The sequence below is a fragment of the Fluviicola sp. genome (genome assembly GCF_039596355.1).
In the GTDB taxonomy this organism is placed as follows: domain Bacteria; phylum Bacteroidota; class Bacteroidia; order Flavobacteriales_D; family Crocinitomicaceae; genus Fluviicola.
On the sequence record NZ_JBCNJW010000001.1, the window covers coordinates 1,182,290 to 1,193,794 of the forward strand.

The 11,505-nt window shown below is 42.7% G+C and carries 14 protein-coding genes; 1 reads left to right on the top strand and 13 read right to left on the bottom strand.

What is annotated here, in order from left to right; translation table 11 throughout:
* Nucleotides 1–90 precede the first annotated feature (90 nt).
* The 11 genes from ABDV94_RS05090 to ABDV94_RS05140 form a co-directional block, all read right to left on the bottom strand.
* A complete protein-coding gene (locus tag ABDV94_RS05090; RefSeq protein WP_343605321.1) occupies nucleotides 91–615 on the bottom strand; it encodes a dihydrofolate reductase family protein in 525 nt (174 codons plus the stop codon).
* 34 nt (nucleotides 616–649) lie between these two features.
* Nucleotides 650–1,471: a VCBS repeat-containing protein gene (locus ABDV94_RS05095; RefSeq protein WP_343605322.1), complete on the bottom strand. Its 822-nt coding sequence runs from the start codon at nucleotides 1,469–1,471 to the stop codon at nucleotides 650–652.
* A 4-nt stretch (nucleotides 1,472–1,475) separates the two neighbouring features.
* Nucleotides 1,476–2,012 carry a hypothetical protein gene (locus ABDV94_RS05100; protein ID WP_343605324.1) on the bottom strand — a complete coding sequence of 179 codons (537 nt, stop codon included), beginning with the start codon at nucleotides 2,010–2,012 and terminating at the stop codon, nucleotides 1,476–1,478.
* Nucleotides 2,013–2,022: 10 nt separating this feature from the next.
* The gene (locus ABDV94_RS05105; protein ID WP_343605326.1) at nucleotides 2,023–3,378 is read right to left on the bottom strand and encodes a hypothetical protein; all 1,356 of its coding nucleotides are present in this window, start codon (nucleotides 3,376–3,378) and stop codon (nucleotides 2,023–2,025) included.
* A 189-nt stretch (nucleotides 3,379–3,567) separates the two neighbouring features.
* Nucleotides 3,568–4,368 carry a tRNA(His) guanylyltransferase Thg1 family protein gene (locus ABDV94_RS05110; protein WP_343605327.1) on the bottom strand — a complete coding sequence of 267 codons (801 nt, stop codon included), beginning with the start codon at nucleotides 4,366–4,368 and terminating at the stop codon, nucleotides 3,568–3,570.
* Nucleotides 4,358–4,804 carry an AAA family ATPase gene (locus ABDV94_RS05115; protein WP_343605329.1) on the bottom strand — a complete coding sequence of 149 codons (447 nt, stop codon included), beginning with the start codon at nucleotides 4,802–4,804 and terminating at the stop codon, nucleotides 4,358–4,360. The genes ABDV94_RS05110 and ABDV94_RS05115 overlap by 11 nt, the downstream gene beginning before the upstream one ends.
* 147 nt (nucleotides 4,805–4,951) lie before the next feature.
* Nucleotides 4,952–5,842 (bottom strand): L,D-transpeptidase, encoded by an 891-nt coding sequence (locus ABDV94_RS05120; protein WP_343605330.1) that lies wholly within the window; start codon nucleotides 5,840–5,842, stop codon nucleotides 4,952–4,954.
* A 124-nt stretch (nucleotides 5,843–5,966) separates the two neighbouring features.
* Complete coding sequence (locus tag ABDV94_RS05125) at nucleotides 5,967–7,103, bottom strand: hypothetical protein (protein WP_343605331.1); 1,137 nt, start codon at nucleotides 7,101–7,103, stop codon at nucleotides 5,967–5,969.
* Nucleotides 7,104–7,117: 14 nt separating this feature from the next.
* Nucleotides 7,118–7,540 carry a hypothetical protein gene (locus tag ABDV94_RS05130; protein ID WP_343605332.1) on the bottom strand — a complete coding sequence of 141 codons (423 nt, stop codon included), beginning with the start codon at nucleotides 7,538–7,540 and terminating at the stop codon, nucleotides 7,118–7,120.
* Nucleotides 7,540–8,082, bottom strand: a complete 543-nt coding sequence (locus ABDV94_RS05135; RefSeq protein ID WP_343605334.1) for a hypothetical protein — start codon at nucleotides 8,080–8,082, stop codon at nucleotides 7,540–7,542. Before ABDV94_RS05135 ends, ABDV94_RS05130 begins: the two co-directional genes overlap by 1 nt.
* Nucleotides 8,083–8,183: 101 nt before the next feature.
* Nucleotides 8,184–8,951, bottom strand: a complete 768-nt coding sequence (locus ABDV94_RS05140; RefSeq protein ID WP_343605336.1) for a methyltransferase domain-containing protein — start codon at nucleotides 8,949–8,951, stop codon at nucleotides 8,184–8,186.
* A 180-nt stretch (nucleotides 8,952–9,131) separates the two neighbouring features.
* Here ABDV94_RS05140 and ABDV94_RS05145 point away from each other — a divergent pair, with 180 nt between their 5' ends.
* The gene (locus ABDV94_RS05145; RefSeq protein WP_343605338.1) at nucleotides 9,132–10,148 is read left to right on the top strand and encodes an RNA ligase (ATP); all 1,017 of its coding nucleotides are present in this window, start codon (nucleotides 9,132–9,134) and stop codon (nucleotides 10,146–10,148) included.
* Nucleotides 10,149–10,214: 66 nt separating this feature from the next.
* Here the strand turns inward: ABDV94_RS05145 and ABDV94_RS05150 are convergent, their stop codons facing one another.
* Both ABDV94_RS05150 and ABDV94_RS05155 read right to left on the bottom strand, forming a co-directional pair.
* On the bottom strand, nucleotides 10,215–10,847 hold the full coding sequence (locus tag ABDV94_RS05150) for a hypothetical protein (protein ID WP_343605339.1): 633 nt from the start codon (nucleotides 10,845–10,847) through the stop codon (nucleotides 10,215–10,217).
* Between the two features lie 45 nt (nucleotides 10,848–10,892).
* Nucleotides 10,893–11,324 carry a hypothetical protein gene (locus tag ABDV94_RS05155; protein ID WP_343605341.1) on the bottom strand — a complete coding sequence of 144 codons (432 nt, stop codon included), beginning with the start codon at nucleotides 11,322–11,324 and terminating at the stop codon, nucleotides 10,893–10,895.
* Between the last annotated feature and the right edge of the window lie 181 nt (nucleotides 11,325–11,505).

An 11,505-nucleotide genomic window follows, 5' to 3' on the forward strand; every position in this document is an offset into this window, starting at 1 on the left:
TGCTTCTTAAGTGGTGTTTTTTATACCTCCAAAGTATCAATTATTCCTGAAAGAAGCATCAACGTTCAGGACAAAAACATACACATCCGGTTAGCGTTCATATGTCAGGTTCACCAACCCGGTACTGAAGGATTCCACCCCGATCAATTTCCAATCTATTTCTTTTGTTTTATCCGGAAACAGGCGGATTCCCTCTCCCAGGTTTTTCGGAACAATAGTCAAAGTCAATTTATCAATCAAATCATGCTCCAGGAAATACGAAATGACTTTCCCTCCTCCGATAAGCCAGCAGTCTTTCACCGCTTTGCTTTTCAATTCACGGGCGAAAGCAAGCAAATCCGAACTAACAACAAAGGTATTCGGCGTGCTGATCGGATAATCCGGGTTTGTTGTCACTACATATGATTTCAAATTCGCATAAGGCCATTCCGGGCTTAACTTCAGGACTTCCTTGTACGTACTGCGTCCCATAACGGCCACTTCGAGGCTATCAAGTAACTCCTGATACCCGTAATCACTTCCGTCTTCCGGGTAAGGAATCGAAGTCAGCCAATCCAGATTTCCGTCTGGTTTTGCAATGTAACCATCCAGTGTCATTGCGATGTAAAGTTTCATGAGACTCATTCTGATATGTTCTTTCTTTTATGTTCTAGCAATCAAACTGGATCGCCACTTCAGACGTTTTTTTGTTCAGGCGGTCTTTACCTGCTTTGGAAGACAAAAACAACAGTACTCTTTCTTCTTCATAATCCCTGTTTGAACCGATGACAAAATCAGGTTTTCCGTCCCGGTCGATGTCCCCGATAAACAACATTTCGGTAAAGGTATCGTTGAATGAAGGTTCATCCAGAAGCAGTGTTTCGGTACCATTTCCAGTTGAAAGATAGAGTTTGTAATGCTCCACCTGGTGGTAAACCTCCTTTCCGGAATCGGTATGCCGTTCTTCTGTGGATCGGATGTCTCCTGCTCCACGCAGCGTATATTCCGTCCCGTTAAAGCTGAACGACCATTTTTCTTTCGGCCAGATATTCTTTTTGATACGTTTGACTACGGCTATTTCACCCGCTGTCAGTTCGGGATCATTGATGAAAAGCAGCGTTTTATTTTTAGAATCGATGATCCAGGTTGAATCTCCCGAACATTCGGAATATCCTCTCGACCGTATAAATTCAGCTTTCCCGATGTAGTACTTTCCGCTTTTCCGGTACAAATCAATCCATTCACCCGTTAACTGATTGGCCGGATTTTTCTCCTCCCAATCGCGGTACTGGCTGGGAAGCAGGATTTCAAAGTCGTTTTGGGAGTCGGACGAACCAAGCGGAGCCGGCTCGGGTTCTTTCTCTTGAATAACTTCGGTTGTTTTTGCCTGAACCGGCTCTTTGACTTCGCTTTTCGGTGCTTCCGGGTTCGCAGAATTCGTACATGAGGCCGCCGCAAGGACTATGAGGATATAGCTGATTACTTTCATCATCTGATTATGGAATAGCGTACCCGTTTTTAGAAGAAGATTTGACCAGCGAACCGTGTTTGTATTTTTTCATCCCGATGCGCTTTCTTCCGGATTTAAAACGGTTGTAATAGATTATTTTTTGTTTCAGAATAGTCACTTCTTTTCCATCGGAAGCGGTCCTCCACTTCGTTTTGATGTAGGTGTGTGTCCATTCTTTTTTCAACTTTCTCCGCACCGAATCAACAAATGTCAGAACCTGTTTCAGCGAGTCCGTTGTGTGCGTTTCATCTTCCATCCGGTAGATCAACTCATCCAGTTTGGCGATGGAGTCTCTCCGCATCCAATAATTGACCCGGGTACAAAAGGCCTTCTCTTTTGAAAAATAGTTGGAGTTTGTTCCCACAACGATCAACGGATGTTTGGTATAACAATCGCAGGAATCGTCCTGTGCAAACGGATAATTTCTGATCACGTTTTTGTGACTCAGACAACTTGCCATACTCAGCAATAGCAACCCCATCAGGCTATAGTGCAATCTGTAACGGAATCTACTTGTTTTCATAGCTGATCACTTATCCGGCAATTTGTCCCTGCATCTGGAACATTCCAGTCAGTTTCATTCCTGCGGTCAGTTCCGGAAACCGCATGTTTTCAGGGTTCACAAACAAATCGATCGTAAAGAAGTCTTTAACATCCGGGTTGGTAATCAGCCGCACTCTCATCAGGTAACCTTTTACGGTGTTGTTCTCCAATAAATGTGTTTCCCGGAAGTCTTCCAACTGCCCCACAAAGTCGAAACAAGCCTGCCCCGGCAAATCATTGTTCGGCATGTACATGGTAAAATCTTCGCTGTATTTTAACTCCCCATCTTCCTCGCCCAATGTACTTACATCCAGGACATACACAATCCCGCTGATTTTCATGTCCCATGCTTTTTGCGAAAGGTATTTTTCCCGGTTTTCAGCATAATCCGTTGCCAAATACGAAATCCCGAAGGTATCTCTTCCGCCGCCTGCTATAATCGCCTGCAAATCTGATACATTTTCCCATTCATGGATTTCCTTATTCACGACATCCAAAACAACATCCGTTTTGATTACCGGAACCATGGTGACCGGTTTTCCGTCTACTACCACGCTTTTCAGTGCAACATCTTCATAATTCAACTCCGAACAACTGATTCCGTTCGTTGAAAAAACGGGTTCTTTGATCATTGCAAGGGCAAAGTGTTCCCGCAACGACTGGCTTCCATTCGGTTTCCGGTAACTTTCAAACCCGAAGATTCCGCCCCAGGTATTACTCAAATCCGAATTATTTGTTTTCTTGATTTTTAAACCGATTTCGTTTTCAGAAACAGGAGCGGTGATTTCTTCCCTGTCCTGGAAATAATCGTGATTGTTTTTCAATGGTGTTCTGAAAATGAGGTTATTCTCTTCCTGGCTGAAATTTGCAAATCCGTGGTATGTCAGTTCATCATTTCCAAAAGAATAAGGCAGGCCGATCTTTCCTTTCTCCCCGTTGTTGAAATGGTACGAGATGGTGATTGCTTTGAATTCATGATCATCATTCGCCAGCTGGTGATTCGTATCATTGGCAAACTGTGAGTGATACAGAATAACGTATGAATTGATTTTTCCCTGTGCCAGTTCCTGTTCAAAGCGGTTTTCCATCCTGTCAATGACTTCCTGCGCGGAAAGCGAATAAGAAGCATCATCACCGATCACATACAAAAAACCGGAAATTCCTCCTGCAGCATGTTCATAAGCTGAAATGGGAGCATAATTGCCCTGGTGCTGCATGTTCATGAAACGAACGATGTATTCGTTATACCGGCTCATAGCCGAATAAAGCTCGCTGTGCGGTGCTATCGGATTTGTTTTTTCTTCTGCGGTTTTCTCTTTCTTCCTGAATCGGTCAAATAGTGCCATAATATCCTTGTTTTTTAAACGAACAATTGACTCCTGCTGATAAAATAGTATGAACATTCAGGCGTACAAGTTATCCGGATTTTAAAAGTAGTAAAATCTGCTAATCTTTAGGTGTTTATTTCTTCTCAACAAAAACGTGATCTGAGAACGGTTCTCCTGGCTTTTGATGTTGGTTTCGGGCCTTTTAAATCAGAACTCCCGGTCAAAACCCGAAAATTCTTCGTTCCTAGCGTTTTTCTCAATCAGTTCCATGATAAACCTGTTATAATCTTCCCGCATAGGCAGCTCAAAATCGGTGTGCAACTCGCGTCGGGTAGTCACTACTTTTTCGTTCGTCTTAGGATTAAATCCTTCCTTCTCCGAATTTATCCAATACATCCCGATTCCCCTTTTTTGCCAATTAGGTAATTCGTTAAAATTGATTCCATAGCGGAACAACAATTCGTTTTTGTCAGCAATACTTAGTCCCTGAATTTTTGCAGTTGCGTCTTTTGGTGAAAACTGATCCTGCCTCAGGCGCCAGTAACAATGTGCATTCAACGCATTTCTGTATGCATCTTCGTTTCTCCATCGAAAATAATCTTCCACCAGCTGTTTATTCGGAAGTTCGGAAAGCCTGCAATCAAACGCTCCTACAGCTCCCAGCAAGGAAGAAAATTTAGCACTTGCCTCCCCTGCTAAAATCGAAATCAACTTCCGGGTTTTACGGGAAAAGGCAGTTTCATGATGATCGAACAATAAGGATATTTCGTCACTTTCCGTATAACCGTAAATGACATTGAAACCACAATTCATCAAATGCCTGAGAGTTTCAATCATCAGGTCTCTAAATCGCTCATCAAAAGGAGCTTCAAAATCATGAGTTTCCTTCGTAAGTTTCGTAAAACCTCTGCCATCAATCCGTGCAACAAGATACATTCCGGGTAAAACACTGCGATCCTGTGCTGTTTCGTAAACCCTCATTTTGACGTCTAACTCATCAAATTTCATCGGTCCATTGATTTATTTTAAAACTTCCGTTTTCAATTTTCACATAATAAAGTTCGTCAAAACCCTCATCAAAACCGGGCAACTCCAATTTACGGTGTGTTCCTTTGATCCCGACTTCCGGAATCCGTTCCTTGCCTTCCCGCCCATCATTCCGATCCAGAGATTCCGCAAGCTTTGATTGAAAATAATAGCCCGTTACTTTAAACTTCTTCGCTTTTGCAACAGCAATGTATTTTGCCCGGTCTGCTTTCGTTGGATTGGTATTATCCACAACAAACGGATGCTGGGTGTTCAAACACGTATTGATAAATTGTTCTTCCTTGTTTCTGGTTCTCAATTGATCCATCGAAATCCGGATATGAGACTTGAAAAAGTTTTCCTTGTAAAAAGTTGTCTTTCCCGAAGCCTGAATCCCCACAAACAGAATCAGTTCCATATCTGGTGTCTTTTAATTGTTTTTTAGAATGACGGATCATCAACATTGCAACAGATCGTACTGTGCCGTTATTCTGATTACTTAAATAATCGGAAATTATGTGATTGAATCAGGCATTAAGTTATCTGAGTCTAAATGTAGTAAAATCTACTCGTTTTTCGTACGCATTGTTTTAGAGGCTTCATAATCTTCCCGGATTTTCTGATCTGCCAGGATTTGATCTAAAAACGGTGCTACCAGCTGTTGGATTTCAGTTTCGGAAATGTCCAGGGCATGCGGATCCTGAACCAACTGTAACCACGGTTTCGGGCCTTTGAAATCATAACTTCCGAACACCATGACCGGGGTTCCTTTTACACGGATCGTTGTTTTATTCGCCAGCACCCATTGATCTGCCCAGGTGTAGAGGTATTTCGCATCTCGTGCGGTGAGTCTCAAACAGGAATGAGAATCTGGATAACCGGGCATGCTGTACTGATGCCAGCCCACACCGGCCTTGTTCAGGATATTAAAGTTCCACTTTAACTCCCACTCGTCATTAAACGTACTGATTGTCTTTTTGGCCTTCCAGTTGGTATAAAACAACCCGGTCGGGGTTTGGTCTTTTTCCCTTCCCATACTCGTAGGCCCGGTGTAAACCAATTCTCCTTTTTCATATGCCCCAAACGATTGAGTCGCATAGGAGAAAAAGATGATTTTGTCAACATCTTTCAGGGTTGAAACCTCTAAGGGAAACGGGAAGTAATAGACCACATCGCCGCTCAAATCAACCGGTACGATGACCGAATCCATTTTCGCGAAGTGCGTACTGTCGACCCGGTTCAAAGCAAAAACAATGGCGCGCCGGGAATGGTTGTACAACGAATCATTTTGAAGCCATTCTTTTGCATTCCGGAACTCGTAACCCATTTTTTCCGGTTTCTTCCATTTTGACGATGCAGCAACTTGATCCGCAGGTGAAGCGGATGATTTTTCGTTTTGCCGGCACGAACTAAAAAGAGCGGCAACAGCAGATAGTATGATCACAAATCTTTTCATGCGCGAGTTCTTTCTTCTAATAAGTTAACCAATTACACTGAAAACCTCCCGGCAAAAAATGATTTATTAACAATTAAAAGACTCCGGCGTGCGAAACTATCCGATGAGGATGAATCCGGTTATCTTAAGGCTTCACCTGGTATTTCGCGGAGATTTTCGCAACCTTTTTCCAGAGTTTCCGCGATTGCGGCATTAAAGAAGCATAGCACACATATTCCTGTCCGTTGATTCTAAGCGGCAAACCATATTCCGGGCTGGAAAATCCGTCGAGGTTCAAAAAATCGGGGATTTCCTGCTTACTTCTCCCCGCTAAATAGACTTCCTCCGGGATGATCCGTCCTTTTTTATCCAGGTACAAAACGTTCGTATTGATCACATCGATTATCCGGTTGTCTTTCCAAATGATCCGGATCAGGTCTTTCTGCTGGTCATAATTCATAAACTCGTAAATCATGAGTCCCTGGAATGCTCCATGAATGTAATTGGAAAAAGCGATCGTGTCTCCGGCTTCATTAAAACGGATTTCTGATTGACGCCATTTCTGTGTCGACTCATCGGTAATTGTTTCGCTTTCTGACAAAATTGCTCCATTTTCGGAATAGTACACACTTAAACTCCGGGCCGTAATACTATCGAGATTGCTCTCGCAGGTCTCATGCCAAATTTGTCCGTTCGAAAAATAATAGATCTCGCTGTAGTTCTTTTTGTCTGGCCAATTTTGCGCATAGATGGTATTTCCGATTGAATCAAAATCATAACGCGATTTTTTCGGGGTGGCAGAAAATCCACACAGGTAATAATTGGAGCGTTCAGCGTAATTCGGGTTTGCTTTCAGGTAGATCGGGTTGGTGACTCCCAGGTCGCGGTAGATCGTTGCATCTGCTTTCGTATTGGCTTTCCCTTTCTTGTAACCGAATTCAGTGATCGAAACGTATTTTCCATCCCGGTATTCCAATACATCCAGCCAATAGTCCGTAATGAATGACCAGGCCTGTTCCAATTGGGTAATGATCACCCCATTAAAAGGAGTTGAATCATTGCTGTAATACAAGGGATGCATATACTCCCTGTAAAAACTCCCATGCGAAAACGGCTCATTGGACACCGGAATCAAAGTATCTTCTTTTCTCCAGCTTTTGTAAAAGGATAATTTAGTCCAGTCGCTGCTTTGCTCGTTGATATAAAGCGTGTCCTGTCCCAGCGTCTTCGTGCTGATAAACAAAACCACTAAGAACAGCCTGGTTGATCTACCTGCATTCATATTCCGGGTTTCTTTTAGTTGTTTAATCCGATTCGCGTCAATTTTAAAGACAAGCCACCTCTGTCTTTTTCCACCTGGTAGTTTATTCCTTCTATTTCCAACTCTTTGTAGGCCTTTGCTTTGAAGCCGGTCATTTTTTCAAAGGGTTTACAATCGATTTGGATAATGTACCGTTTCATTTGGTCATCATCGTCGTAAGACACGTGTACACACGCATAACCCAGTTCCAGGTTGCAGAAATTCACCTTTCCATCATGATGAGAATCCGTTTCACCGCGGAAATTCAAATCCCTGTCTACCCAAAAACCATTCGCTTCCAGTTCGGAGGGCGTTGCGCCGGATGGAATCGAAAAAATGGAGACTTCCCGTTCTTTATTGGAACAGGATGCAAGCAAAATACTTAAAAAAATAAAGAAAATTGCGTTGTATCGTTTCATCATGATGCGATTTCGGTTAATAGTTTAGCTGCCCGTTTTTTAAAGTCGGCAGAGTATTTGTCCATTTGCTCTTCCAGGCAGATTTTCAATTCAGGTTTCAATTCCGGGTACTTTTTAGCCAGTTTGGCAAGTACAAACAGCCCTCTTGATTTGATGGTAACCGTTGTATCGTTTGACAGAAGTAACTGGAACAACAAGTCTATCGCTTCACCTTCACCTTCATTTTCTACAGGTACACCTGCATACAGCCAAAACGATGCAAAGGAGTTTTTATAAACCGGGTTAAGGTTTGTACAGAACTGAAACAAAAAAGGAAGCTCAGATAGCAATTTTTCTGGAGCCAGGATGCCCACATCGCTCAGAAGCCACAAAAACCGGGTAGCAACTTTCTGTTCTCCCGTAAGCAGGCCGGCAAGTTCTTTGATTTCCAGATCGTCCCGTATGATCCTGGTTGCCCACATTTTCCGTTGTTCTCCGGTACTTGCAGCCAGGGAAGCTTCCAGTTCTCTGTAAAATTCCGTTTTTGAAACTGCAGTACTCATGTTACCTGATCTATGTGCTGTTTTTTAGGCAAAGATCGTTTTCTAAACGTACTAATTCAAATGATTGTCATTAGATGGATGATTTTTTTCAGCTTGTTTTATCAGACCTTCCGCAAATACTTGATCCAGCCTCCAAAAAACATACTTCTGTTCTCGCCCTGGAAAAACGGTTCCAATTCCTGATACAACCACTGTTCCGCATCTTCATAGCTTAGTTGATCCTGCTCTACCTGCGCGGTAATGTTACTTTGGGTGGTGAAGTACAGAACCAGTTGATCCAATGAAAATTCGAATACTTGTTGAAAGGATTCTTCGTGGAAAAGCGTGAAGTGTTGCTCATTCAGGTGTTCGTTCGTCCAGTTATAACGGTCATTTCGGGATGGTGGCGGGAATTTTTTACCATATACATCCGGATACCAATTGCTAAACGCTTCTACGTCTTTCATTTTTCCGGCAAAAAAACTGTCGTAAATCACCAACCAGCCATTGGGTTTCAATACCCGGTTGGTTTCCGCTAAAAACAGATTGATATCGAACCAATGTACTCCCGAACTGACTGTGACCAAATCAAAAAAACCGGGTTCAAAAGGTTGCTGTTCCGCCTTGGCTTCCTGGTAATGAATGCGTTCGTCCAGGTAAGCAACTTGCAGCATTTCAGCAGAAATATCCGTCGCATACACCTGTTCTGCAACAGTCAAAAGTGCTTTGGATGAAAGTCCGGTTCCGCAGGCAATATCCAACGCATTCGGTAACATCGATGGAAAATTCAACTGCTCTCTTACGCGGAGAATCACTTCTCCCTGGAAATAGGGCCGTCCCTTTTCGTAGCGGCGGGCAATACTTTGCGAATCAAAATAGTTGGTTTTCATGTTTCAGTGTGTGTTGATCGTATTTGACAGATACAAGATACTAATAATGAAAACTAAAGCGTCAACAAATCGGGAACGATATTCAGATAAAAAAACCGGTTATTTTCAAAAACAGTTTATTTTTGCCCTCGACCGATAAAAATCGGTTTTCCGTTCAGGAACCATCTAAACCAATGAAACATGCGAAAATTAGCAAGTATCCAAAAAATAAAAGCATTAGATCCTATTGAAGGCGCAGATGCCATTGAAAAAGCAACTGTATTAGGCTGGCAGTTAGTGGTCAAAAAAGGAGAATTTCAAGTAGGCGATCTGATCGTGTACTGTGAAATCGACAGCTTAATGCCCGAAAAACCTGCATTTGAGTTTTTGAAGGCGCGTGGGATGAGAATCAGAACGGTGCGGCTTCGAGGACAAATTTCACAGGGCATTTGCTTCCCGCTTTCGGTACTTCCCGCTGATTTTGAGGTAACGGAAGACGCAGACTGTACGGACGTGCTCGAAATCACCAAATACGAACCTCCGATGCCTGCCTGTCTGAGTGGCGTTGCAAAAGGTAAATTCCCTTCCTTCATCCCAAAAACAGACGAAACCCGGGTTCAGATTTTGCAGGATGTTTTAGACAAGTTCAAAGGCATCAAATGCTACATCACTGAAAAACTGGATGGAAGTTCAACGACCTATTATGTAAAAGATAACGAGTTCGGCGTATGCAGCCGCAACCTGGAATTAGTGGAAGATGCTGAAAACAGTCTCTGGAAAATTGCCCGGGAAATGGATATTGAAGCAAAATTGAGGTCGCTTGGTAAAAACATCGCCATCCAGGGAGAATTGATCGGTGAAGGAATCCAAAGCAACAAACTAAATCTGAAAGGACAAACGATCCGTTTTTTCAACGCTTTTGATATCGATGCCTATGAACACCTCGATTTTTCCGATTTCAATGAATTACTGCAGCAACTGGATCTTCCGCTTGTGCCTGTTCTTTCATTGGATTACGAACTCGAAAATGACATTGATGCAATCATCCGGAGAGCGACGATCAAAAGCCAGTTTTTGAAAGATGTCTGGGCAGAAGGTATTGTGATCCGGCCTTACGGAAAAGAAAACAATGCGCCTTCCTCAGACGAAAACTGGAATGCCGGACGTTTCAGTTTTAAAGCCATTAACCCGGAATTCCTGTTGAAATACGGTGAATAGTTCGAAAAAATCAACATCCTGCTCCTGGCACACAGGGGCAGGATTGACACACAAACTGCTGTTATTTCACTTGTCCAAGCCGTAGAAATGATCCATAATCTTTTCAATTGAATCGATGCAAAAAAGCTGCACGTCCCGTTCCAGTTTATTTATTTCAGTCAAATCATAGACCAAGATTTTCAAATCTTTCACCTGATCACTGAGTACCAGCTTATTCGGAATGGTTTCACTGGAAGAAAAAAGGTATTGCGGGAGATACACATCTCCTATTCCAACCCTGCCCGGGTAATGAGGAACCATCCGGCAAAGCACCCGATAGGATGACAGGGAGTCTTTCTGCAAATGGAACCCGCGGAATGTTGCTTTTCCGTTGGTAAAATGCATTTCGCCCAACTGTCCGTCCTTCTTACCCGGCATCTGAATTTCTGCCCCCACTTCCCAACGGTCTTTCTTTACGACGAAGATCTCTCCAAACCAATCAGGTATCTTTAATGGTTTTTGAAATTCAATGATCAATGAATCACTGTAAAGCCTGTAATTGGCCAGTGTATCTTCAAAATACTCGGTTTTAACTACTTTATTGAATCCTTCCTGCTTCGCTTCAATTTTGGAATTTGCAAGCAGGTTTCCCATGAGTAAAAAGGCGGGTACTGCAACAAACGGCAGTGAAAGCAAGGCAATTTCGTTGATTCGTTTCATTCTTTATGTGTTTTTTAATTTAGGTTGTTCTTTTCACGTATTTGATCAGTCCACCAGTAATTCCATCTCCCAGGTACCACGTCCCGGACAATATTTGACGGGAATAAATCCGAACAGGAAACCCCATGTTTTCTCAAAGGTCCATGTTCCGGCGTACTTGTTTTCACCGGTTAATTTCCCCTCATAAAACAGTACCGGATGCTGCTCATCGGTTGTTTTTCTATTGCCTTGTTTATCCAGGATCACACTTCTGACCGGCATTTGTTTCTCAAAGTAAATCCTGCCTTGGTGAATTTCTCCCGAAATCGTCCCAATCCCGCTCATTCCACCGGTATCGGGATCATCTTGAACGGTTCCTTTGAGCGTATCGTTTTCAAACAGTTCCATTTCAATCGTAAACCGCGTATATGGATGTCCAACGATCCTCTGAATTTTTTCAGAGTCGTATCGGTAAGTTCCTGTCCATTTATTTAGCATCTCATTGCGTGTTAGTGTGTCCTAAATTAAAGATGATAAAACAAAAAGCCACGAATTCACGAATTTTTAGGCGTCTAACGAAGGGATTTATGTACTTTAATCAGGTGACTACAAAAAGTACTTGTATGATTCATAATTTCAGTTCCTGCTAGCAGGAACTCTTTGTCTTTCCCACAAATGC

Excerpts from the sequence above, each read along its gene's own strand:
- ABDV94_RS05090 (WP_343605321.1), bottom strand. The coding sequence starts at position 615 with ATGAAACTTTACATCGCAATGACACTGGATGGTTACATTGCAAAACCA.
- ABDV94_RS05095 (WP_343605322.1), bottom strand. The coding sequence starts at position 1,471 with ATGATGAAAGTAATCAGCTATATCCTCATAGTCCTTGCGGCGGCCTCA.
- ABDV94_RS05100 (WP_343605324.1), bottom strand. The coding sequence starts at position 2,012 with ATGAAAACAAGTAGATTCCGTTACAGATTGCACTATAGCCTGATGGGG.
- ABDV94_RS05105 (WP_343605326.1), bottom strand. The coding sequence starts at position 3,378 with ATGGCACTATTTGACCGATTCAGGAAGAAAGAGAAAACCGCAGAAGAA.
- ABDV94_RS05110 (WP_343605327.1), bottom strand. The coding sequence starts at position 4,368 with ATGAAATTTGATGAGTTAGACGTCAAAATGAGGGTTTACGAAACAGCA.
- ABDV94_RS05115 (WP_343605329.1), bottom strand. The coding sequence starts at position 4,804 with ATGGAACTGATTCTGTTTGTGGGGATTCAGGCTTCGGGAAAGACAACT.
- ABDV94_RS05120 (WP_343605330.1), bottom strand. The coding sequence starts at position 5,842 with ATGAAAAGATTTGTGATCATACTATCTGCTGTTGCCGCTCTTTTTAGT.
- ABDV94_RS05125 (WP_343605331.1), bottom strand. The coding sequence starts at position 7,103 with ATGAATGCAGGTAGATCAACCAGGCTGTTCTTAGTGGTTTTGTTTATC.
- ABDV94_RS05130 (WP_343605332.1), bottom strand. The coding sequence starts at position 7,540 with ATGAAACGATACAACGCAATTTTCTTTATTTTTTTAAGTATTTTGCTT.
- ABDV94_RS05135 (WP_343605334.1), bottom strand. The coding sequence starts at position 8,082 with ATGAGTACTGCAGTTTCAAAAACGGAATTTTACAGAGAACTGGAAGCT.
- ABDV94_RS05140 (WP_343605336.1), bottom strand. The coding sequence starts at position 8,951 with ATGAAAACCAACTATTTTGATTCGCAAAGTATTGCCCGCCGCTACGAA.
- ABDV94_RS05145 (WP_343605338.1), top strand. The coding sequence starts at position 9,132 with ATGCGAAAATTAGCAAGTATCCAAAAAATAAAAGCATTAGATCCTATT.
- ABDV94_RS05150 (WP_343605339.1), bottom strand. The coding sequence starts at position 10,847 with ATGAAACGAATCAACGAAATTGCCTTGCTTTCACTGCCGTTTGTTGCA.
- ABDV94_RS05155 (WP_343605341.1), bottom strand. The coding sequence starts at position 11,324 with ATGCTAAATAAATGGACAGGAACTTACCGATACGACTCTGAAAAAATT.